The sequence below is a fragment of the Microbacterium sp. HSID17254 genome, assembly GCF_003989315.1.
Lineage (GTDB): Bacteria > Actinomycetota > Actinomycetes > Actinomycetales > Microbacteriaceae > Microbacterium.
Genome location: NZ_RBLT01000017.1, coordinates 15,157 through 35,130 on the forward strand (window position 1 = coordinate 15,157; position 19,974 = coordinate 35,130).

25 protein-coding genes are annotated in these 19,974 nt (G+C 70.0%); 18 read left to right on the forward strand and 7 right to left on the reverse strand.

Translation table 11 applies throughout. The features are described 5' to 3' along the window. Positions 1-38: 38 nt before the first annotated feature. The 10 genes from D8M34_RS11095 (at position 39) to D8M34_RS11140 (ending at position 5,620) form a co-directional block, all read left to right on the forward strand. Complete coding sequence (locus D8M34_RS11095; RefSeq protein WP_025104468.1) at positions 39-455, forward strand: ArsR/SmtB family transcription factor; 417 nt, start codon at positions 39-41, stop codon at positions 453-455. Positions 456-698: 243 nt separating this feature from the next. Further along, positions 699-1,625: a cyclase family protein gene (locus D8M34_RS11100; RefSeq protein WP_025104464.1), complete on the forward strand. Its 927-nt coding sequence runs from the start codon at positions 699-701 to the stop codon at positions 1,623-1,625. Positions 1,626-1,700: 75 nt separating this feature from the next. Next, complete coding sequence (locus D8M34_RS11105; protein ID WP_025104463.1) at positions 1,701-1,892, forward strand: helix-turn-helix domain-containing protein; 192 nt, start codon at positions 1,701-1,703, stop codon at positions 1,890-1,892. 115 nt (positions 1,893-2,007) lie between these two features. Beyond that, positions 2,008-2,106, forward strand: coding sequence for a 30S ribosomal protein bS22 (locus tag D8M34_RS11110; protein WP_003792170.1), 99 nt, complete (start codon positions 2,008-2,010; stop codon positions 2,104-2,106). A gap of 79 nt (positions 2,107-2,185) precedes the next feature. Next, on the forward strand, positions 2,186-2,488 hold the full coding sequence (locus D8M34_RS11115) for a rhodanese-like domain-containing protein (RefSeq protein WP_025104462.1): 303 nt from the start codon (positions 2,186-2,188) through the stop codon (positions 2,486-2,488). After that, the gene (locus D8M34_RS11120; protein WP_025104461.1) at positions 2,485-2,781 is read left to right on the forward strand and encodes a glutaredoxin family protein; all 297 of its coding nucleotides are present in this window, start codon (positions 2,485-2,487) and stop codon (positions 2,779-2,781) included. The genes D8M34_RS11115 and D8M34_RS11120 overlap by 4 nt, the downstream gene beginning before the upstream one ends. Then, complete coding sequence (locus D8M34_RS11125; RefSeq protein ID WP_025104460.1) at positions 2,778-3,080, forward strand: Dabb family protein; 303 nt, start codon at positions 2,778-2,780, stop codon at positions 3,078-3,080. The genes D8M34_RS11120 and D8M34_RS11125 overlap by 4 nt, the downstream gene beginning before the upstream one ends. A gap of 143 nt (positions 3,081-3,223) precedes the next feature. After that, positions 3,224-4,036 carry a basic amino acid ABC transporter substrate-binding protein gene (locus D8M34_RS11130; protein WP_025104459.1) on the forward strand — a complete coding sequence of 271 codons (813 nt, stop codon included), beginning with the start codon at positions 3,224-3,226 and terminating at the stop codon, positions 4,034-4,036. 34 nt (positions 4,037-4,070) lie between these two features. Further along, positions 4,071-4,868, forward strand: a complete 798-nt coding sequence (locus tag D8M34_RS11135) for an amino acid ABC transporter permease (RefSeq protein ID WP_025104458.1) — start codon at positions 4,071-4,073, stop codon at positions 4,866-4,868. Next, a complete protein-coding gene (locus tag D8M34_RS11140) occupies positions 4,865-5,620 on the forward strand; it encodes an amino acid ABC transporter ATP-binding protein (RefSeq protein ID WP_025104457.1) in 756 nt (251 codons plus the stop codon). Before D8M34_RS11135 ends, D8M34_RS11140 begins: the two co-directional genes overlap by 4 nt. Before the next feature lie 100 nt (positions 5,621-5,720). On the opposite strand, the gene D8M34_RS11145 is transcribed toward D8M34_RS11140, so the two are convergent. The 5 genes from D8M34_RS11145 to D8M34_RS11165 form a co-directional block, all read right to left on the reverse strand. Then, on the reverse strand, positions 5,721-6,812 hold the full coding sequence (locus D8M34_RS11145) for an ABC transporter ATP-binding protein (RefSeq protein WP_126894014.1): 1,092 nt from the start codon (positions 6,810-6,812) through the stop codon (positions 5,721-5,723). Further along, positions 6,809-7,600, reverse strand: coding sequence for an ABC transporter permease (locus D8M34_RS11150; RefSeq protein ID WP_126894041.1), 792 nt, complete (start codon positions 7,598-7,600; stop codon positions 6,809-6,811). Before D8M34_RS11150 ends, D8M34_RS11145 begins: the two co-directional genes overlap by 4 nt. Continuing rightward, on the reverse strand, positions 7,597-8,535 hold the full coding sequence (locus D8M34_RS11155) for an ABC transporter permease (protein ID WP_425375201.1): 939 nt from the start codon (positions 8,533-8,535) through the stop codon (positions 7,597-7,599). Before D8M34_RS11155 ends, D8M34_RS11150 begins: the two co-directional genes overlap by 4 nt. Further along, positions 8,532-9,671, reverse strand: coding sequence for an ABC transporter substrate-binding protein (locus D8M34_RS11160; protein ID WP_126894016.1), 1,140 nt, complete (start codon positions 9,669-9,671; stop codon positions 8,532-8,534). Before D8M34_RS11160 ends, D8M34_RS11155 begins: the two co-directional genes overlap by 4 nt. Before the next feature lie 135 nt (positions 9,672-9,806). Then, positions 9,807-10,322 (reverse strand): GNAT family N-acetyltransferase, encoded by a 516-nt coding sequence (locus tag D8M34_RS11165; protein ID WP_126894017.1) that lies wholly within the window; start codon positions 10,320-10,322, stop codon positions 9,807-9,809. Positions 10,323-10,427: 105 nt separating this feature from the next. Here D8M34_RS11165 and D8M34_RS11170 point away from each other — a divergent pair, with 105 nt between their 5' ends. Next, a complete protein-coding gene (locus tag D8M34_RS11170; RefSeq protein ID WP_126894042.1) occupies positions 10,428-11,201 on the forward strand; it encodes a sulfite exporter TauE/SafE family protein in 774 nt (257 codons plus the stop codon). Positions 11,202-11,303: 102 nt separating this feature from the next. On the opposite strand, the gene aspS is transcribed toward D8M34_RS11170, so the two are convergent. Next, the gene (aspS, locus tag D8M34_RS11175) at positions 11,304-13,082 is read right to left on the reverse strand and encodes an aspartate--tRNA ligase (protein WP_060921711.1); all 1,779 of its coding nucleotides are present in this window, start codon (positions 13,080-13,082) and stop codon (positions 11,304-11,306) included. 132 nt (positions 13,083-13,214) lie between these two features. Here aspS and D8M34_RS11180 point away from each other — a divergent pair, with 132 nt between their 5' ends. After that, positions 13,215-13,604, forward strand: a complete 390-nt coding sequence (locus D8M34_RS11180) for a DUF5684 domain-containing protein (protein ID WP_126894018.1) — start codon at positions 13,215-13,217, stop codon at positions 13,602-13,604. A 1-nt stretch (position 13,605) separates the two neighbouring features. Continuing rightward, positions 13,606-14,247, forward strand: a complete 642-nt coding sequence (locus D8M34_RS11185) for a histidine phosphatase family protein (RefSeq protein WP_126894019.1) — start codon at positions 13,606-13,608, stop codon at positions 14,245-14,247. A gap of 66 nt (positions 14,248-14,313) precedes the next feature. On the opposite strand, the gene D8M34_RS11190 is transcribed toward D8M34_RS11185, so the two are convergent. After that, positions 14,314-15,207, reverse strand: a complete 894-nt coding sequence (locus D8M34_RS11190) for an NAD(P)/FAD-dependent oxidoreductase (protein WP_126894020.1) — start codon at positions 15,205-15,207, stop codon at positions 14,314-14,316. 55 nt (positions 15,208-15,262) lie between these two features. On the opposite strand from D8M34_RS11190, the gene D8M34_RS11195 reads away from it, so the two are divergent. Genes D8M34_RS11195 through ccsB form a run of 5 tightly spaced genes read left to right on the forward strand, consistent with a single transcriptional unit; the run spans position 15,263 to position 19,944 of the window. Next, positions 15,263-15,667: a MerR family transcriptional regulator gene (locus D8M34_RS11195; protein WP_025104446.1), complete on the forward strand. Its 405-nt coding sequence runs from the start codon at positions 15,263-15,265 to the stop codon at positions 15,665-15,667. Between the two features lie 54 nt (positions 15,668-15,721). Continuing rightward, on the forward strand, positions 15,722-16,372 hold the full coding sequence (locus D8M34_RS11200) for a TlpA family protein disulfide reductase (protein WP_126894021.1): 651 nt from the start codon (positions 15,722-15,724) through the stop codon (positions 16,370-16,372). A 16-nt stretch (positions 16,373-16,388) separates the two neighbouring features. Then, positions 16,389-17,156 carry a cytochrome c biogenesis CcdA family protein gene (locus D8M34_RS11205; protein ID WP_126894022.1) on the forward strand — a complete coding sequence of 256 codons (768 nt, stop codon included), beginning with the start codon at positions 16,389-16,391 and terminating at the stop codon, positions 17,154-17,156. 16 nt (positions 17,157-17,172) lie between these two features. Next, complete coding sequence (gene resB / locus D8M34_RS11210) at positions 17,173-18,954, forward strand: cytochrome c biogenesis protein ResB (protein ID WP_126894023.1); 1,782 nt, start codon at positions 17,173-17,175, stop codon at positions 18,952-18,954. A 9-nt stretch (positions 18,955-18,963) separates the two neighbouring features. Next, a complete protein-coding gene (gene ccsB, locus D8M34_RS11215) occupies positions 18,964-19,944 on the forward strand; it encodes a c-type cytochrome biogenesis protein CcsB (RefSeq protein WP_025104442.1) in 981 nt (326 codons plus the stop codon). Positions 19,945-19,974: the final 30 nt, after the last annotated feature.

Genomic DNA, 19,974 nt, shown 5'->3' on the forward strand with positions numbered 1-19,974 from the left:
TCATGGTACTCCGTGCCGGGGCGCACTACCCTGATCACATGACGGACATCTTCGACGTGATCGCAGACGGTACGAGGCGCGACATCCTCCAGCTCCTGCTCCGACGCACGTCCGAAGGCGAGTCCGGCACGAGCGTGAGCCAGATCGTGGCCGACCTCGGCATCAGTCAGCCCACCGTCTCGAAGCACCTCAAGGTGCTCCGCGACGCCGAGCTCGTCACCGTCCGCGAAGACGGGCAGCGCCGCTTCTACAGCCTGTCCGTCGCGCCGCTGGAGGCCGTCGACGACTGGCTGGTCCCGTTCCTCGTCGATGCGTTCGGCGATGCGGCACCGGACATCGCCTATCCGGGCGCCCCGATCCCCGACGGTGCCGCGCACGCGGCCGAGGTCGTCGGGCGTGCGGCCGCCTCCGCCAAGCACGTGGTCACGAACGCGCTGAAGCGCCTCGGCGCCTGATCCCGCGCCCCGCCCGGACGGGGAACCGCCCCCGAAGGCAGGGGGGATGCCGTCGGGGGCGGTGTGCGGACCCCAGATCCGCGCGGACTCGGCAGGTGCCGGCACGGGTCCCGCACCGACACTGGCAGGGCTGTCTGAGCGATCGGGCAATGCGGGCTATGCGCGGGCTGGACGTCGGTGTGCCGGTTCGAGCAGGGCGGGCGCGCACATCACGGTGTCGGCTGTCTCCGGCAGGATGGGCCCATGACGGACGAGTACCGCGCGCATTTCGACTTCGCGATCACCTTCGCCAACGGCGGCGGGCTGCAGGGGCAGGGGTTCCGACTCGATCTGCCACGGGAGGACGTGACCGCGGACGAGGTCGCAGCCCTGCTCGTCGCCCATCTCGGCCTGGCGCTCGTGGGCGAGGTCGAGCTCCGCGACCTGCGGATCGTCGCCGAGCCGCACCGGGGCAGCCGTGGCGTCGCGGCTCCGGCTCGTGGAGACCGCACCGAACGGGTCGTGGACCTGAGCCACCCGATCGCGGAAGGCATGGTCACCTATCCCGGGCTGCCGGCGCCGACCATCACCCCGCACCTCACCCGCGCGGCGTCGCGCGAGCGCTATGCGCCGGGGACGGAGTTCGCGATGGACGTGATCACGATGATCGGCAACACGGGTACTTACGTCGACGCGCCGTTCCACCGCTATGCGGACGGGGCCGACCTGGCGTCGCTCGACCTCGACACCCTCGTGGACCTGCCCGCCGAGGTCTTCCATCTCCGCGACGCGTGGACGCCCGAACGGCGGGGTATCAGGGCGGCGACGATCGCGGATCGTGAGCTCCGCGACACCGCGGTGCTCCTGGACACCGGCTGGAGCCGGTTGTTCGGCACGCCCGCCTACGGCACCGGCTCGCCCTTCCTCACCGAGGACGCGGCGCGCTTCCTCGTGGACGCCGGGGTGCGCCTCGTCGGCATCGACGCGCTCAACATCGACGACACGGAGAGCGGCGGGGAGCGACCCGCGCACAGCATCCTCCTCGCGGCGGGCGTGCACGTCGTCGAGCACCTCACCGCTCTGGATCGCCTCCCCGCGCGCGGGGCGCGGTTCACCGCGGCCCCTCCCGCGATCCGCGGGTTCGGGACGTTCCCGGTCCGGGCGTTCGCGACCGTGCCGACATCCCACTGATCACAACAGCCACGCGGGTTTACACGCGTCCCAGCGACCCCATAGAGTGTGCTCATCGAGAAAGGGGTACGTGGGATGCCCGAGGTTCCAGACGTCCGATTCCTGACGGTGGCCGAAGTCGCCGAGCTCATGCGCGTGTCCAAGATGACCGTGTACCGGCTCGTGCACGCCGGTGACCTCCCCGCCATCCGATTCGGACGGAGCTACCGCGTGCCGGAGTCCGCCGTCGCGGAGGCTCTGCAGCGGCCCATCGCCGACGCCGGCTGACGAAGGGGCGCGGGGCACCCTCCTGAGTTTGCTAGGATGATCCGAGGCATTTTTCGTGCTCGTACCCGGGTGTCCGATTCCGGCGACACCCAGCCCCTGACTTAGTGAGGTTTCCGTGGGTTCTGTCATCAAGAAGCGCCGCAAGCGCATGGCGAAGAAGAAGCACCGCAAGCTGCTTCGCAAGACTCGCCACCAGCGCCGCAACAAGAAGTAAGCGGCCAGACACCGAGCGCCTGTCTTCGGACGGGCGCTTTGTGTCTCTGCGCGCCGTTCCGCACCGCCGAGAGGATGTCATGAAGTCGATCACCGTCGCCGAACTCGCCGAGCGCTCCGGCACGCCCCTCATCGATGTCCGGGAGGTGCACGAGTTCCAGGCCGGCCACGTCCCCGGCGCCGTGAACATCCCGATGTCCGAGATCGGCAACCGCCTGGACGAGCTCCCGGCCGAGTCGTTCGACGTGATCTGCCAGGCCGGCGGCCGCTCGGCTCGCGTGGTCGAGGCGCTCGAGGCCCGCGGCTACGACGCGACCAACGTCGAGGGCGGCACCGGCGAGTGGATCGCCCAGGGACGCGAGGTGGAGGTCCCGTCGTCGTGACGACGCTGACCCTCATCGGCAAGCCCGACTGCCATCTGTGCGCCGTGGCCTCCGAGGTCGTCGACGCGGTCGTCGCCGAACTGCCGGACGCCGCCGCGGAGCGCATCCAGATCGTCGAGGCGTCGATCCAGGACGACCCCGCCCTGTACGAGCAGTGGTGGGAGAAGATCCCCGTCGTCCTCATCGACGGACGACTGCATGCGCACTGGCGCGTGTCCCCCGACCGTCTGCGCGAGGCGCTGGAGGAAGCCGTCGACGCGGAGGCCCGTGCCGACCAGAAGGAGCTGCGATGACCATCCGCCATGTCGTGACCTGGAAGCTCGCCGCGGAGGACGCGGGGGAGCGGCAGGCCCAGGCGGCCGAGGTCGCCCGTCGGCTCAACGCCCTCGACGGCGTCGTGCCGCAGCTGCGCAGCATCTGGGCCGGTGCGAACGACGTGTACCCGGACGCGAACTGGGACGTGACCCTGGTCGCGGACTTCGACTCCGTCGCCGACCTCGAGCAGTACCAGGTGCACCCTGCGCACGAGGAGGTCGCCGGGTACATCCGCTCGGTCGTCTCCGGCCGTGTGGCGGTCGACGCCGAGCTCTGAGCGTCGAGCGTCGTCCTCGCGGCACCGAAACACAAACGTAATGCGGCGCGAGGGGATGTCATTGGTCACGCGACGAGCCGCATGTTTAGATGAACTCCTACCCGTCCGTGGGCTCACCCGCCCCCCGACTCCCAGGAGCCGACATGTCCCGTCGTAACCTCTTCGCCGGCCTCGCGATCGCGGCCACCGCCACCCTCGCGCTCGCCGGATGCGCCACCGGCTCCTCCGATGCGGGCAGCGGCGGCGAGCCCGCCGCCGGCGACGAGTACGGCCTCGTCGAGGCGGGCACGCTCACCGTCTGCTCCGACATCCCCTACCCGCCGTTCGAGTTCGAGGGCGACGACGGCGAGTACACGGGCTTCGACATCGACCTCCTCGGCGCGATCGCCGAGCAGCTCGACCTCAAGCTCTCCGTGCAGGATGTGGGCTTCGATGCGCTGCAGTCGGGGACGACCCTCGCCGCCGGCACCTGCGACGTCGGCGCCTCGGCCATGACGATCACCGACGAGCGCAAGGCCAACATCGACTTCTCCGACCCGTACTACGACTCGCTGCAGTCGCTGCTCGTGCGCACCGACTCGGGCATCGAGTCCATCGACGACCTCGACGGCAAGAACGTCGGCGTGCAGCAGGGCACCACGGGCGAGGCGTACGCGACCGAGAACGCGAAGGGCGCGCAGCTCGTGCAGTACCCCTCCGACGGCGAGCTGTGGCCGGCCATCCAGGCGGGGCAGATCGACGCGATCCTGCAGGACCAGCCCGTCAACCTCGAGCACGAGAAGGCCGACTCCTCCTACGAGATCGTCGAGACCTACGAGACCGACGAGTCCTACGGCTTCGCCTTCGCGAAGGGCGAGAAGGACGAGCTCCTGGACGCCGTGAACGGTGCGCTCGCGGAGCTGAGGGACAACGGCGAGTACCAGAAGATCTACGACCAGTACTTCACGGCGAACTGAGCCGGGGAACACGGAGGTCGGGAGGACCTTGACAATGGCGTTGAGGCGCACCACCAAGCAGAAGCTCTACCGGTACACCGTCTATGCGGTGCTGATCGCGATCGCCGTCTGGATCGCGTTCAGCACCGACTGGGCCCGGCTCGGGCAGCTCTTCTTCAACCCCGAGGTCGCAGCCAAGATGCTGCCGGGGATCATCACGACCGCGCTCGTCAACACGCTGTGGTTCACGGCGGTGGCGTTCACGGGCGGCCTGCTCCTCGGCGTGATCCTCGCGCTGATGAAGCTGTCCGAGATCGGTCCGTTCCGGTGGATCGCGACCGTCTGGATCGAGCTGTTCCGCGGACTCCCCGCCCTGCTCACGATCTTCGCCATCGGGTTCATCGTGCCGATCGCGCTCGGTGTGCGGGCGCAGGAGCTCGGCGGTCCCGTGGTGCTCGGCCTGATCGGGCTCGTGCTCGTGGCATCGGCCTACATGGCCGAGACCATCCGCGCGGGACTCCAGGCCGTGCCGAAGGGACAGACCGAGGCGGCGCGTTCGCTCGGCATGTCGCCCATGAAGACGACCTTCTGGATCGTGGTCCCGCAGGGCTTCCGGATCATCATCCCGCCGCTGACGAACGAGTTCGTGCTGCTGCTGAAGGACACGTCGCTGCTGTTCGTCGTCGGCACGTTCGTCTGGTCGAAGGAGCTCACCACCTTCGCCCGTGACGCCAGTACGCAGAACGCCAACGGAACGCCGCTCATCATGGCGGCGATCCTCTACCTGATCGTGACGATCCCGCTCACGCGTTTCAGCGCGTGGCTGGAGCGTCGGATGGCGAGGACACGATGAGCACCGACCTGATCGACGTCCAGGCCCCCGCGATCGCGATCCAGGACCTGCACAAGAGCTTCGGCGACAACGAGGTGCTCAAGGGCATCGATCTGACGGTGCTCGCCGGCGAGGTCGTCTGTGTGATCGGCCCGTCCGGTTCCGGGAAGTCGACGCTGCTCCGCTCGGTGAACCTCCTGGAGGAGCCCACGGGCGGCAAGGTGCTCATCGAGGGCATCGACATCACCGATCCCGACATCGACATCGACCGCGTGCGCACCCGCATCGGGATGGTGTTCCAGAGCTTCAACCTCTTCCCGCACCTCAGCGTGCTCGGCAACCTCACGATCGCGCAGCAGCGGGTGAAGAAGCGCTCGAAGGCCGAGGCCGACAAGGTCGCCCGCGCCATGCTCGAGCGCGTCGGTCTCGCGGAGAAGGCCGACGCGTACCCCGGGCACCTCTCGGGTGGGCAGCAGCAGCGCGTGGCCATCGCCCGGGCGCTGTGCATGAACCCCGACATGATGCTGTTCGACGAGCCGACGTCGGCCCTCGACCCGGAGCTCGTCGGCGAGGTGCTGCAGGTCATGCGGTCGCTGGCCGACGAGGGCATGACGATGCTCGTCGTCACGCATGAGATGGGCTTCGCGCGCGAGGTCGGTTCGCGGCTGATCTTCATGGACGGCGGACACATCGTCGAGGAGGGCGACCCCCGCGAGGTGCTCGCCAATCCGCAGCATCAGCGCACGAAGGACTTCCTCTCCCGCGTCCTGTAACTCTCCCCGCCCCGGTGTCGCCGAGACCCCGGGCATTCGTCGAGACCCCCGGCTGCCGACGTCTGCAGCCGGGGGTCTCGACGTGAACCCGGGGTCTCGGTCAGCCGCGGGGGCGCGCGACCACCGGGGCGGGGGTCACCGCGATGCGGACGCGGTCGCCGAACGACGGGTGCACGGCGGGATCGTGCTGCACGCGGACCAGCTCGCCCGACTCGGTGCGCACGAGGGTCCGCCGCATGCTGCCGAGGAACGTGCTCTCCTCCACGAGGGCATCGGTTGCGGCATCCTCCGCGGAGGTGAAGCGGACGTTCTCCGGACGGAGGTACACGTCGACGGGGCCGTCGGCGGGGGTCTGCAAGGGGAGACGCTGCCCCCACACGACGACGTGCTCGCCGCCCGCGACGCCGGACACGACGCTGGAGAGGCCGACGAACGCGGCGACCTCGGCGGTCGCGGGAGTCGTGTACAGCTCTTCCGGGGAGCCGATCTGCTCGATGCGACCGGAGTTCATGACTGCTATCCGGTCCGACACCGCGAGGGCCTCTTCCTGGTCGTGCGTGACGAAGACGGTCGTGATGCCCAGCCGCAGCTGAATGCGCCGGATCTCGTCGCGGAGCTGTACGCGCACCTTGGCGTCGAGAGCCGACAGGGGTTCGTCGAGCAGCAGCACCCGGGGTTCCGTGACGAGGGCGCGAGCCAGGGCGACCCGCTGCTGCTGTCCGCCGGAGAGCTGATGCGGGAACCGGTCGGCGAGGTCGGCGAGGCCCACGAGGGCGAGCGCATCGAGGGCACGCCGCGCCGCCTCGGTTTTGCCGATACCCCGACGACGGAGCCCGAAGGCCGTGTTGTCGACGACGCGGAGGTGCGGGAACAGCGAGTACGACTGGAACACCATCCCGATGTCGCGCCGGTTCGTCGGCACCCGCGAGACGTCTCCTCCGCCCAGGAGCACCGTCCCCTCCTCGGCGCCCTCGAGTCCCGCGAGCACGCGGAGCAGCGTCGTCTTGCCGCAGCCGGAGGGGCCGAGCAGCGAGACGAACTCCCCGGGGGCGATGTCGAGGTCGACGCCGTGCAGCACCCTCGTGCCGCCGTAGCTCTTGACGATGCCGTGGAGCTCGACCCGCGTGCCGTCGCCGGCCTGGGCGAGCAGCAGGTTGTCCTTGGTGCGCGGGAGTGCGTGATCGAGGGTCATGAGCGGGCCTTTCGCGGACCGCGGGCGACGCGGCCGATGAGCAGGAGCAGGAGGAAGACGAACGACAGGGCGAGCAGCGTGAAGATCGCGGGGGCATACGGGTCTTGCTTCTGCACCACGACCATCGCCGTCTGGAAGACCTGCCGGTTGAGGAGGGACGCGATCGTGAACTCCCCGAGCACCACCGCGATGGAGATCAGCGAGGCGGCGAGCAGGCCCTGGCGGAGGTTCGGCGCGAGCACGCGGAGCACGACCGTCGGCCAGCCCGCCCCGAGCGAGCGCGCGGCCTCGGACAGCGTGCGCAGGTCCGCGGCATCGATCGACGCCTGGATCGAGCGGAAGGCGAAGGGGAGGACCGTGACACCGTACGCGAAGGCGAGGGTCCAGGTGCCGGTGCCCACGGTCCGACCGATCTGCAGGTAGATCGGCGCGAGCCCCACGACGAGCACGATCGCGGGGATCGAGATCGGCAGGAGCGCGACGAACTCGAAGGCCGCCTTGAGCCGCGGGAAGCGGAGGTTCACGAGGATCATCGTGGGAGCCAGGAGGAACAGCACGATCGACACGGTCACCACCGCGAGGGTCAGCGAGTTCCCGAGCCCCGTCCAGAGGGGCTTCAGGGCCGCCGACGCCGCGGGGTCGAAGAGGGCGGTCCAGTGCGCGAACGAGAGGCCGTCGGTGTCGCGCAGCGTGAAGAGGAACGTCGACACGAGGGGCACCGCGAAGAACGCCCCGACGACGATGCCGATCACCGCACGGGTCGCGCGGGACGGGGCGAGGCCGTTCATGCCTGCCACCGCGAAGCCCGTCGCTGGATGAGGGAGTACAGCGCCATCACGACCCCGACCACGATGATCATGCCGAGGGCGAGAGCGCCGGCGAGGTTCTCCCGACCGAGCAGGGTCTCGCTGGTGAGCGCCGTGCGGATCTGCAGCGGGACGATCTGCGAGCCCTGACTCGCGAGCGCCGCGGCCGTGGCGTACGAGGAGAACGCGTTCGCGAAGAGCAGCAGCAGGCTGGCGAGGAACGACGGCGCCAGCACCGGGAGGCCGATCCGCAGCCAGAAGCTCGCCCTGCTGCCCCCGAGGGTGAGGTTCGCCTCGACCCACTGCGGCTTCAGTGCAGCGAGGGCGGGCAGGAAGGTGATGACCATGAGCGGCACCTGGAAGTAGATGTACGGGAGGATGAGGCCGGGAAGCTCGTACAGCCACGTGCCCTCGGCGAAGATGTCGATGCCGAACGTGTCGCGGAGGAAGACCGTGACCACGCCCTGGATGCCGATCGTCGCGATGAAGGCGAAGGCGAGCATGACGCCGCCGAACTGCGCGAGGACCCCGGCGGCCGCGTCCACGGATCGGCGCACGACGCCGTCCGGGTTCATGCCGAGCAGAGCGTAGGAGACGAGGGCGCCCACGACCGCACCGACCGCCGCGGTGAGCAGCGACAGCCCCGCCGAGTTCGCGAAGGTCGTGAGCACCACCGGGTCGCCGAGGGCGGCGACGTTCGTCCAGGTGAAAGCACCGTCGCCGTCGAAGAACCCGGAGCCGATCGCGAGCACGGTCGGCACGGCGAGGAAGAGCAGCACGTAGGCGGCGAACGGTACGAGCCCCAGCCACGCCACGGACGGCGCCGACCGCCGGGCCCGCGTGTGCGACGCGGGTCCGGCGGCGGTGGCGGGGGCGGACGCCGCGGCCTCCACCCCCGGTGCGACGACGGTGGTCACTGGACGGCCGCTGCCCACTTCTCGCCGAGCAGCGTGCCGGCGTTCTCGGACTGCTCCTCGGTCGGCACGACGGTCTCCTCCGGGGCCTCGGGGAGAGCGGCCGCGAGCTTCTCGTCGATCGTGCCGGCCTCGGTCATCGCCTCCATGCGCACCGGACGGGCGCCGCCCTTCAGCCACAGGTTCTGCACCTCGTCGCTGTAGAGGAACTCCTGCCACAGACGCGCGGCGGCCGGGTTCGGAGCGTCGACGTTGATGGCCTGGTTGTAGTAGCCCGCGTAGCCGGTGCCGTCGAAGACCACGACCTTCCAGTCCGGGTTGTCGGCCGTGTGCGCCGCGTTCAGGTAGTCCCAGTCGAAGACGACGGGGGTCTCGCCGCTGGCGACGGTCGCGGTCGTGACGTCGACCTTGAGGAGGTTCCCGGCCTTCTGCAGCTCGGAGAAGAAGTCGATGCCCGGCTGGAAGTCGTCGAGCGTGCCGTCCGACTGCACGGTCGCCAGGCCCACGGCGGCGAAGGCCGCACCGGCCTGCGTCGGGTCGCCGTTGATGGCCACGGCGCCCTTGTAGTCGGCGGAGAGGAGATCGGACAACTCGGCCGGCGCCTCGAAGGCCGAGGAGTCGTAGCCGATCGACATGTAGCCGCCGTAGTCGCCGACGAAGAGGCCGGTGGGCTCCTTCAGCTCGTCGGGGATGTCGTCCCAGGTCTGGACCTTGTACGGGGCGAAGGTGTCGGTGTTCTGCAGGGCGACGGTCAGGCCGAGGTCGAAGACGTCGGGAGCGGTGTCGAGGCCCTTGTTCGTCTCGGCCGCCTGGATCTCCTCGGCGCTGGAGACGTCGGGCGAGGCCTCGTTGATGGTGATCTCGGGGTACTTCTCCGCGAACAGGTCGAGGATCTCGCCGTAGTTCGCCCAGTCGCGGGGGAGGGCGATGACGTTGAGCTGACCCTCCTCCTTCGCGGCCGCCTCCAGGTCGGCGAACGAGCCGAAGTCCTCGACGGAGGTCGCGCTCGCCGCGTCCACGGCGTCGTCACCGGCGGCCGGGGTGTCGGTCGCGGAGGCGCAGGAGGTCAGAGCGATGACGGCCGTGGTGGCCAGGGCGATGCCGGCGCCGATGCGTGCGCGGCGGATGGAGCGTGCCATGAGTGTCCTCTCGGTGTCCGGCGCTGTGAGCCGGTATCGGGTTGCGAGAGGACACTACGAGTCCGAGGTAGCCACGCGGAGCGGTGCGGGTGAACGGTCGGTGTCGGGCGGGTGGCGCGGGGATGCGCTCCGGATTCAGCGCTGCGGGACGGTGTACTTGAAGCCGCGGTGCGAGCCCACGTAGCCGAGGCGCTCATAGAACCGGTGCGCGTCGGTGCGGGCGGCGTCGGAGGTGAGCTGCACCATGGCCGCACCGAGGGCGGGCGCCGCGGTGTCGCCGACCCAGCGCATGACCGCGGAGCCGATGCCCGAGGACCGGAGGTCGCTGCGCACCCGGACCGCCTCGACGAGCAGCCGCCGAGCGCCGCGGCGCGCCATGCCGGGGATCGAGGTGAGCTGGAGAGTGCCGACCACGGCGCCCTCGAGCTCCACCACGAGGAGGTCGTTCGAGGGGTCGGCCAGGATCTCGCGGAGGCCGCGCTCGTACGCCGGACGGTCCTCGTCGGACGCCACATCTCCGCGGGCGGCGCTGATCGGGTCGTCGGCGAGCAGCGCGATGACGGCGTCGGCGTCGGCCTCGGTCGCCCGCCGGAGCACGGCGTCCCCGCTCCTCGACGCGAACGGATGCGGAAGCGGGAGAGCGGCGAGCATGAGCCCAGTCTGCCAGCGGTGGATGCGGGACGGCGCCCGCGGGTCTGGAATCATGGCGGAGTGGATATCGGCAGCCTCCTCGGACTCGAGCAGCTCACCTGGGGGATGCTGATCCTCATCATCGTGGCGGCGTTCAGTGCCGGGTGGATCGACGCGGTCGTCGGCGGCGGAGGGCTGCTGCAGCTCCCGGCGCTGCTCCTCATCCCCGGCATCGCCCCGGTCCAGGCGCTCGCGACGAACAAGCTCGCCTCCGTGTTCGGGACCGCGACCAGCAGCATCACCTACTACCGCCGCGCCAAGCCCGACCTCCGCACAGCTCTGCCGATGGCGGTGATCGCGTTGATCGGCTCGTTCGGGGGCGCGGCGGTCGCCACGGTGCTGCCCCCGGTCGCCTTCAAGCCCATCATCGTGATCGCGCTGCTGGCGGTGGCCCTGTTCACGGCGCTCCGGCCGCAGCTCGGGGCCGCGACGCAGCTGCGCTTCCACGGGCACAAGCACCACATCATGGCCGGGCTGGCCGGGCTCGGCATCGGGTTCTACGACGGGATGATCGGTCCGGGCACGGGCACCTTCCTCGTGATCACCCTCGTCGCGCTGCTGGGCTACGACTTCCTGCAGGCGAGCGCGAAGGCCAAGATCGTGAATCTCGCGACGAACGCGGGGGCGCTGCTCCTCTTCATCCCGCACGGCTCGGTGCTGTGGCTGCTCGGGGGCATCCTCGCGGTCGCGAACGTCGGCGGCAGCTACCTGGGCTCGCGGATGGCCATCTCCCGCGGGACGACGTTCATCCGCGTGGTGTTCCTCGTCGTCGTGGTGGCTCTCATCGCGAAGCTCGGCGTCGACGTGTGGAACGAGAACCTCGCCCCCCTCTTCGCCTGATTCCCCCTTTTCTCTTCGCCGAGACCCCGGGTACGCGACGAGACCCCGGGCTGCCAGCGGCAGTGTCCCGGGGTCTCGGCGGTAAGACGGGGTCTCGGCGGGTCAGGCCTCGTCCTCCGGGGTGAAGTCCACACCGGCCTCGGCGCGCTGCTCGGGGGTGATCGGCGCGGGAGCGGAGGTGAGGGGATCGAAGCCGTTCCCGGACTTCGGGAAGGCGATGACGTCGCGGATCGACTCGGTCTTCGTCAGGTGCTGGAGCACGCGGTCCATGCCGAGCGCGATGCCGCCGTGCGGGGGAGCGCCGAACTTGAACGCGTCGAGGAGGAAGCCGAACTGCTCCTGCGCCACCTCGTCGCTGATGCCCATGACCTCGAAGACCCGCTTCTGGATGTCCTCGCGGTGGATGCGGATGGACCCGCCGCCGAGCTCCGAGCCGTTGCACACGATGTCGTACGCGTAGGCGAGGGCCGAACCGGGGTCGGTGTCGAACGTGTCCTCGAACTCGGGCTTCGGGCCCGTGAACGCGTGGTGCACGGCCGTCCAGGCACCCGCGCCGACCGCGACGTCACCAGAGGCGACCGCGTCGGCGGCCGGCTCGAACATGGGGGCGTCGACGACCCACGTGAAGGCGAACTCGTCCGGGTTCAGGTACCCGAGGCGACGGCCGATCTCGACCCGTGCGGCGCCGAGCAGCGCCCGGCTCTCCTTGGTGGCACCGGCGGCGAAGAACACGCAGTCGCCCGGCTCGGCGCCCACGAACTCCGCCAGACCCGCCTGCTCGGCTTCGGACAGGTTCTTCGCGGCGGGGCCGCCCAGGGTGCCGTCCTCGTTGAACAGCACGTAGGCGAGACCACGGGCGCCGCGCTGCTTGGCCCAGTCCTGCCAGGCGTCGAGCTGCTTGCGCGGCTGGCTCGCACCGCCGGGCATGCGCACCGCACCGACGTACTCGGCCTGGAACACGCGGAACGGGGTGTCCTTGAAGTACTCGGTCGCCTCGACGAGCTCGAGTCCGAAGCGGAGGTCGGGCTTGTCGGAGCCGTACTTCGCCATGGCGTCGGCGTACGTCATCCGCGGCAGCGGGGTCTGCACCTCGACGCCGATCGTCTTCCACATCGCCACGATGAGCGACTCCATGAGGGCGATCACGTCCTCCTGGTCGACGAAGCTCATCTCGATGTCGAGCTGCGTGAACTCGGGCTGACGGTCGGCGCGGAAGTCCTCGTCGCGGTAGCAGCGGGCGATCTGGAAGTACTTCTCCACACCGCCGACCATGAGCAGCTGCTTGAAGAGCTGCGGCGACTGGGGCAGGGCGTACCAGCTGCCCGGGTGCAGACGGGCCGGGACGACGAAGTCGCGGGCGCCCTCCGGCGTGGAACGGGTGAGGGTCGGGGTCTCGACCTCGGTGAAGTCCTCGGCGTGCAGCACGTCGCGGATCGCCTTGTAGACGTCGGACCGCAGGCGCAGCGCGGAGGCGGCGGCCGGGCGGCGGAGGTCGAGGTAGCGATACTTCAGGCGCGCCTCCTCGCCGACGGTCTCGGTGTCGGCCAGAGCGGTCGAGACCTGGAACGGCAGCGGGGCCGACTCGTTCAGCACTTCGACGTCGGCCGCGATGACCTCGATCTCGCCGGAAGGGAGGTTCGGGTTCGCGTTGCCCTCGGGGCGCCGCGACACCTCGCCGGTGACCTTGAGGACGAACTCGTTGCGCAGCGGGTGGGCGATCTCCTCGTCGCGGATGACGACCTGGGCGATGCCGGACGCGTCCCGCAGATCGATGAACGCGACGCCTCCGTGGTCACGACGACGATCGACCCACCCGGTGAGGGTGACGGTCTGACCGATGTTCTCGGCGCGCAGGGAGCCTGCGGAGTGGGTGCGCAGCACGGAGGATTCCTCCTGATCCGGGGAAAGATGAACCCGCCCAGTCTACGCGGGCGTCCCGGCCCTTCCCGGCCGGGTCGCCAGCGCGGAGCAGCGGCACCTCAGTAGGATCGCCACGACGAAAGGCGGACCCCCATGAACCTCTCCATCTCGGACGGCAACGGCCTTCCCGATCTGTTCGGCGCGATCTTCTCCGGCACGACGGGACTCATCGCCCTCATCTTCTACATCCTCGTCGTCGTCGGGCTGTGGAAGGTCTTCACGAAGGCGGGGTACCCCGGCATCCTCGCGATCATCCCGATCGTGAACGTCGTGTTCCTCGTGAAGATCGCCGGGATGTCGGGCTGGTTCGCCCTGCTCTACCTCGTGCCGATCGCGAACTTCATCCTCGGGGTCATCGTCGCGTTCAAGCTCGGCGCACGCTTCGGCAAGGGCGGGGTGTTCTCCTTCTTCCTGCTGTTCCTGTTCCCCTACATCGGCTATCTGATCCTCGGGTTCGGCGACTCCCGCTACCGCGAGGTCTGACGTGGCGGCATCACTTCTGCACCTCGTTCGCCACGGTGAGGTGCACAACCCGTCCCGCGTGCTCTACGGACGGCTGCCCGACTATCACCTCAGCACCGCGGGGGAGGAGATGGCGCAGGCGGCGGCGGAGCACGTGGCGGGGCTCGGCGATGCGGTGACCGCCCTGTTCGCGTCACCGCTGGAGCGTGCGCAGGAGTCGGCGGCCCCGTTCGCGGAGGTGTTCGACCTCGAGCCCGAGACGGACATCCGTCTGATCGAGCCGACGAACGTGTTCGAGGGCACCCGGATGCGACGGTCGCTGATGAACCCGATGAACTGGTGGCACCTGCGTCAGCCGTCGCTGCCGAGCTGGGGGGAGCCGTACGCCTCGATCGCGGAGCGCATGCTCGGGGTGATGGACGAGGCCTGGACGGCCGCGGCCGAGATCCCGACCGCGGGGGACATCGTGATGGTGTCGCATCAGGCGCCGATCTGGATCACGCACCTCCGGGTCGCCGGCCTGCCGCTGCAGCACGACCCGCGGACCCGCCGCTGCGCCCTGTCGAGTGTGACCTCGTTCGCGCGCGTGGGCGACGTCTGGCGCGAGGTCTCGTACGCCGAGCCCGCCGCGACCGGCGGTGCTGTCGACGTCGGGGCCGTCTGATCCCCGTTCGAATCGCCTGAATGGCCCCATCCGGCCCGGAAATGGGACCAATCGGGCGATTCGAAGTCAGAGGGACTGGAGCACCCCCACCGCGGCGAGCTGTCCCGCGGCGGCGGCGAGGAGGACCGAGGCCATCGGGCCGGGGAGGGTCGCACGATGGGCGAGGTCGCCCGCCGCGAAGACCCCCGGAAGCGACGTCCTCCCGAACTCGTCGATCTCGATGGACCCCGACTCCAGGAGCCGCAGCCCGAGCTCCGCGGCGAAGGGCGCCCGGTGCCGCATCGTGCCGGAGGCCACGAACACCCCCGCGACGTCGAGGTCGCCCTCGGCGCTGCGCACCCGCACTCCGTCTCCGTGCGCGGCGACAGCCTCGACCGGAGCGGAGGCCACCCGCACCCCGAACTCCTCCAGCGCGACACGGTCCTCCGCGGCGAACAGCTCGCCCACCGGGACCACCGTGATCTCGCCGACGAGACGGCCGAGCAACCCGATCAGATGGGCCGCTCGGGGAGCCGCCCCGAGGATCGCGATCGGCTTCCCGGCGTGCTCGTGTCCGTCGCAGAACGGGCAGCTGAAGCCCCGGATGCCCCAGAGCTCGGCGAGACCCGGCACCGGCGGGAGGTCGTCCGCGACGCCGGTCGCCAGGATCACCCGTCGGGCGTCGGCCACCGACCCGTCGGCGAGGCTCACCGAGAAGCCCGTCTCCGCGTCGCCCGAGATCCGCTGCGCCGCGACGTCCCGCGTCTCGACGTCCGCATAGGCCGCGAGCTCCGTGCGGGCCTGGGCGCGGAGGTCCGCCGGGGCCTTCCCGTCGGCGCCGATCATGTTGTGCATGTGCTGCACGGTGCCGTTGCGGTACTCGCCCGAGTCCAGCAGGAGCACGGGCCGGTGCATCCGTCCGAGGGTCAGCGCCGCCTGGAGTCCGGCCGGACCGGCACCGATCACGATCGCGTCGTACATGGGGGTTCCCTTCTCGCGTCTTGCGTTCGGCACCAGTCTGTGACTTCATGTCAACATGAAGTCAAGTGACGCGCACCCGTGGTCCGTCGGCGAGGTCGCCGCGCGGTTCGAGATGCCGACGAACGTGCTGCGGCACTGGGAGACCGTTGGACTGCTCCGGCCGCCCCGCGACCCGGCGGGCCGGCGTCGGTACGGCGAGGACGAGGTCGTGCGCATCGCCGTCATCCAGCGCAGCAAGGCTGCCGGGATGAGCCTCGACCAGATCGCCGTGCTCCTCGACGACGGCAGCGCCGGGCGGCATCAGGTGCTGCAGCAGCATCTCGACGACCTCGACCGGCGGATGGAGGAGATGCGGCGATCGCGGGAGATGACAGAGCACGCCATGGGGTGCCGGGCGCACGACATCGCGACCTGTCCGCGGTTCCGCGCCGGGGTGGACGACGTGCTCGCGCGCTTCTGACTCCCCCGGGGGTACCCGGCCGATGCATAGGAAGCTCTGCGTAAACTCGGAGACGTGTCCCGCGCTTCCAGGATTCACCCGATCCGCAACGGCCGCCCCTCCCGTCTTCGGCCCCTCGGCCGCCTGGGCGGAGCCGCGCTCGCTGCGGTGCTCGCCGTCGGTCTGAGTGCCTGCGCTCCCGACGCCGTGAGCGAATCGTTCCTGAACGGCGAGAACACCGGCTACGTCGCCGCCGACGGCGCGATCGTCGAGATCCCCGTCGCCGAGCGCGGGGAGCCGGTCGAGTTCGCCGGGGTCACGGAGCATGGCGAGGACTTCGACAGCGCTGACATCGCCGGGAAGGTCGCGGTCGTCAACTTCTGGTATGCCGGCTGCGCCCCGTGCCGCGTCGAGGCGTCCGACCTGGAGGCGGTCTGGCAGGAACACAGCGACGCGGACGTGCAGTTCATCGGCATCAACACGCGGGACCAGGCCGACACGGCGGTCGCGTTCGCCGATGAGTTCGGGATCACGTACCCGAGCCTCATCGACGTGGACACCGCCCAGGCCAAGCTCGCCTTCGCCAAGGTCGTGCCGATCTCGGCCACCCCCACCACGCTCGTGCTCGACAAGCAGGGCCGCGTCGCCGCGAAGATCATCGGTCCGATCGACGGCACCTCCGTGCTCTCCACGCTCGTCAAGGACGCGCTGGCGGAGGACTCCTGATGTCCGCGAGGTCGTCGTGAACCCCGACGCGATCATCGGATCCGGAGCCCTCTGGATCGCGGTCCCGGTGGCGATGCTCGCCGGACTCGTCTCGTTCCTCTCGCCGTGCGTGCTCCCACTCGTTCCGGGTTACCTCGGCTTCCTCGGGGGAGCCGTCACGCCGCGGAACACCTCGACGACCGGCGACGGCGCCACCCAGACGGCGACGCGCAGCCGCCTGGTCCTCGGCGTGCTGCTGTTCATCCTCGGCTTCACCGTGGTCTTCATCCTCTACACGGTGCTCGGCGGCACCGCCGGCGTGTTCCTGCTCCAGTGGGGCGACCTCATCACCCGCATCCTCGGCGTCGTCATCATCGCGATGGGCCTGGTCTTCCTCGGGCTCTTCGGGTTCGCGCAGAAGGAGCTCCGCTTCCACGTCGACTCGAAGGCCGGGATGGTCGGGGCCCCGCTCCTCGGCGTCGCGCTCGGCATCGGCTGGGCGCCCTGCATGGGCCCCACGCTGGCCGCCATCCTCGCGCTCTCCTTCAACGCGGGCGACCCCGTGCGCGCGGGCCTCCTCGGCCTCGCGTACTCCCTGGGCCTCGGCATCCCGTTCCTGCTCGTCGCCCTCGGCTTCGGCTGGGCGACCAAGGCCATCGGGTTCCTGCGCCGCCACATCCGGGTCGTGAACATCCTCGGCGGCGTGCTGCTGATCCTCCTCGGTGTCCTGATGGTCACCGGCCTGTGGACCGACATCATGTCCCGATTGACGGCGGTGATCGGCAGTGTCATCCTCCCGCTCTGACCGCTCCGAGACGACCATGACGAAGAACAAGGGTGCCGTGACCACCGACTCCAGCGATCCGCTCCGCCCGTCCGACCACGTCGACGGCGACGACACGATCACCCAGCCGCGGCTCGGGTTCGTCGGCTGGCTCCGATGGGGGTGGCGTCAGCTCACCTCGATGCGCACGGCGCTCGTCCTGCTGCTCGTGCTGGCGATCGCGGCCATCCCCGGATCGATCTTCCCGCAGCGGATGGCCGACCCGAACGGCGTGACGCAGTGGGAGCGCGACAACCCCGACCTGTTCCCGGTGCTCGACGCGCTCAAGCTCTTCGACGTGTACCTGTCGCCCTGGTTCTCGGCGATCTACCTGCTGCTGTTCACCTCGCTCGTCGGCTGCGTCATCCCGCGCATCAAGCACCACGCCAAGGCGCTGCAGGCCCGCCCGCCGCGCACGCCGGCCCGGCTCCGCCGCCTGGAGGACTACCGCGCCGTCACCCGCGACACCGTCGCCGACTCCGGCGCGCGCACGGGCGACGCCGCCGCGGAGGCCGCCGCCTCGATCGACGTCGCCACGAAGCAGCTCAAGGCGCTCGGCTACCGCGTGGAGCGCTACGACCGCGGCCGCACGTACTCGGTGTCGGCCGAGCGCGGCTACTGGCGGGAGACGGGCAACCTGCTCTTCCACCTCGCCCTCGTCGGCGTGCTCGTGACGATCGGCGTCGGCGGCGGCTTCGCGTACACGGGCCAGCGCGTGCTCGTCGAGGGGGAGACCTTCGCCAACACGCTGCTCGACTACGACTCCATGAACCGCGGGCGCTTCGTGGCCGACGACTCCTTCGCGCCGTACTCGATGCGGCTGGACTCCTTCGACGTCACGTATCAGCCGTTCGGCGAGCCCGGCTCCGGCCAGGCCGGGAACTTCTCCGCGAACATGACCATCCAGGAGAACGGCGAGGAGCGCGAGGGCGCCGTCAAGGTCAACGAGCCGCTGGGCGTGGCCGACGACGACGTGTTCCTGCTCGGCAACGGGTACGCCCCGACGGTCACCGTGCGCGACCCCGAGGGCAACGTGGTGTTCCACAACAGCACGCCGTTCCTCCCGCAGGACAACAACATGACCTCGCTCGGCGTGCTCAAGGTGCCGGACGGCCTGGCCGAGCAGGTGGGCCTCGTCGGCTTCTTCTACCCGACCACCGGCGTGCTCGACACGGGCGCCTTCTTCTCCGCCTACCCCGACCTCACCAACCCGACGCTCACGCTCGACGTGTACACGGGCGACCTCGGGATCAACGACGGCGTGCCGCGCTCGGTCTACGTGCTCGACACCTCCGACATGACCAAGCTCACCGGACGCAGCACCGACGTGGAGTCGATCGAGCTGTCACCGGGTGAGACCGCGCAGCTGCCGAACGGCCTGGGGTCGGTCACCTTCGACGACGAGTCGCCGGAGGGCGCCACCGACGCCTCGGAGTCCGTCAAGCGCTTCGCCTCCCTGCAGATCCACCGCGACGAGTCCGGGGTGTTCGTGCTCGGGTTCGCACTGCTGGCGCTCGGTGGCCTCATGCTCGCCCTGTTCGTGCCGCGTCGGCGCGTGTGGGTGAAGGCCACCGCGGCGGACGGCGCGGTCGACCTCGAGTACGCGGCGCTGGCCCGAGGGGAAGACCCCACGCTCGCCCGCGCCGTGGACGACCTCCGTGCCGGCCACGCCCGGCTGCTCGACGCCGCGGGCGGCACGATCGCCCGTACCCCTGAAGACGCCGACGAGGATGCCGCGGACGCCGTCGCGGACCCTGCGGCCCCGGCACCCGGAAAGTAGACTGACACCATGCTCGAGCTCACCGTGATCTCGCCCGTCCTGCTGTGGACGGCGATCGCGATCTACGCGGCGGCCTTCGTGGCCTACGCCTTCGATCTCGCGCGCCGCTCGCAGGCGACGGCCGACGCCCACACCGTCCGCGAGGGCGAGCTCGTGGCCGCCGGTCGTTCCGGTGGCGTCTCGGCTTCCGCGCCCGTCGATGCGCCCGGAGCTCCGAAGCCGCAGCGCTTCGTCATGGCGCGAATCGGCACCTCGCTCACGGTGCTGGGCTTCGTGTTCCACCTCGCCGCCGCTGTGACGCGCGGCATCGCGGCCGGTCGGGTGCCGTGGGCGAACCTGTACGAGTTCGGCATGGTCGGAACGCTGCTCATCATCGCGGTCTATCTGGCGGTGCTCACCCGCCTCGACCTGCGCTTCCTCGGCACCTTCATCACGGGCCTCGTGGTGGTCCTCCTGGGCCTCGGCGCGACGAACTTCTACGTCGAGGTCTCCCCGCTGATGGACCCGCTGAAGAGCGTCTGGCTCATCATCCACGTGTTCGTCGCCTCGCTCGCGACCGCGTTCTTCGCCCTCGCCTTCGCGCTCTCGGTGATCCAGCTCATGCAGGCGCGACGCGAGCGGCTGCTCGGCGAGGGCGCGGCGAAGACCGGCCCCGGCTTCCTGCGCACCTTCCCGCCGGCGGAGCGCCTGGAAAGCCTGGCGTACCTGTTCACGATCATCGGCTTCATCCTCTGGACCTTCACGCTCATCGCCGGGTCCATCTGGGCGTACTACGCCTGGAGCCGCTTCTGGGGCTTCGACGTGAAGGAGACCTGGACATTCGTGATCTGGGTGCTCTACGCCGGGTACATCCACGCCAGGGCGACGCGTGGCTGGCGCGGCAACCCCTCGGCCTGGCTCTCGATCGTCGGCTTCACCGCCGTGATCTTCAACTTCACCATCGTCAACGTCTTCTTCAAGGGCCTGCACGCCTACTCCGGCCTGAGCTGAGCCCACCGAGCACAGCTTCGGAGATCGCGA

Excerpts from the sequence above, each read along its gene's own strand:
- D8M34_RS11095 (WP_025104468.1), top strand. The coding sequence starts at position 39 with ATGACGGACATCTTCGACGTGATCGCAGACGGTACGAGGCGCGACATC.
- D8M34_RS11100 (WP_025104464.1), top strand. The coding sequence starts at position 699 with ATGACGGACGAGTACCGCGCGCATTTCGACTTCGCGATCACCTTCGCC.
- D8M34_RS11105 (WP_025104463.1), top strand. The coding sequence starts at position 1,701 with ATGCCCGAGGTTCCAGACGTCCGATTCCTGACGGTGGCCGAAGTCGCC.
- D8M34_RS11115 (WP_025104462.1), top strand. The coding sequence starts at position 2,186 with ATGAAGTCGATCACCGTCGCCGAACTCGCCGAGCGCTCCGGCACGCCC.
- D8M34_RS11125 (WP_025104460.1), top strand. The coding sequence starts at position 2,778 with ATGACCATCCGCCATGTCGTGACCTGGAAGCTCGCCGCGGAGGACGCG.
- D8M34_RS11130 (WP_025104459.1), top strand. The coding sequence starts at position 3,224 with ATGTCCCGTCGTAACCTCTTCGCCGGCCTCGCGATCGCGGCCACCGCC.
- D8M34_RS11135 (WP_025104458.1), top strand. The coding sequence starts at position 4,071 with ATGGCGTTGAGGCGCACCACCAAGCAGAAGCTCTACCGGTACACCGTC.
- D8M34_RS11140 (WP_025104457.1), top strand. The coding sequence starts at position 4,865 with ATGAGCACCGACCTGATCGACGTCCAGGCCCCCGCGATCGCGATCCAG.
- D8M34_RS11145 (WP_126894014.1), bottom strand. The coding sequence starts at position 6,812 with ATGACCCTCGATCACGCACTCCCGCGCACCAAGGACAACCTGCTGCTC.
- D8M34_RS11150 (WP_126894041.1), bottom strand. The coding sequence starts at position 7,600 with ATGAACGGCCTCGCCCCGTCCCGCGCGACCCGTGCGGTGATCGGCATC.
- D8M34_RS11160 (WP_126894016.1), bottom strand. The coding sequence starts at position 9,671 with ATGGCACGCTCCATCCGCCGCGCACGCATCGGCGCCGGCATCGCCCTG.
- D8M34_RS11165 (WP_126894017.1), bottom strand. The coding sequence starts at position 10,322 with ATGCTCGCCGCTCTCCCGCTTCCGCATCCGTTCGCGTCGAGGAGCGGG.
- D8M34_RS11170 (WP_126894042.1), top strand. The coding sequence starts at position 10,428 with ATGCTGATCCTCATCATCGTGGCGGCGTTCAGTGCCGGGTGGATCGAC.
- D8M34_RS11180 (WP_126894018.1), top strand. The coding sequence starts at position 13,215 with ATGAACCTCTCCATCTCGGACGGCAACGGCCTTCCCGATCTGTTCGGC.
- D8M34_RS11190 (WP_126894020.1), bottom strand. The coding sequence starts at position 15,207 with ATGTACGACGCGATCGTGATCGGTGCCGGTCCGGCCGGACTCCAGGCG.
- D8M34_RS11195 (WP_025104446.1), top strand. The coding sequence starts at position 15,263 with ATGAAGTCAAGTGACGCGCACCCGTGGTCCGTCGGCGAGGTCGCCGCG.
- resB (WP_126894023.1), top strand. The coding sequence starts at position 17,173 with ATGACGAAGAACAAGGGTGCCGTGACCACCGACTCCAGCGATCCGCTC.
- ccsB (WP_025104442.1), top strand. The coding sequence starts at position 18,964 with ATGCTCGAGCTCACCGTGATCTCGCCCGTCCTGCTGTGGACGGCGATC.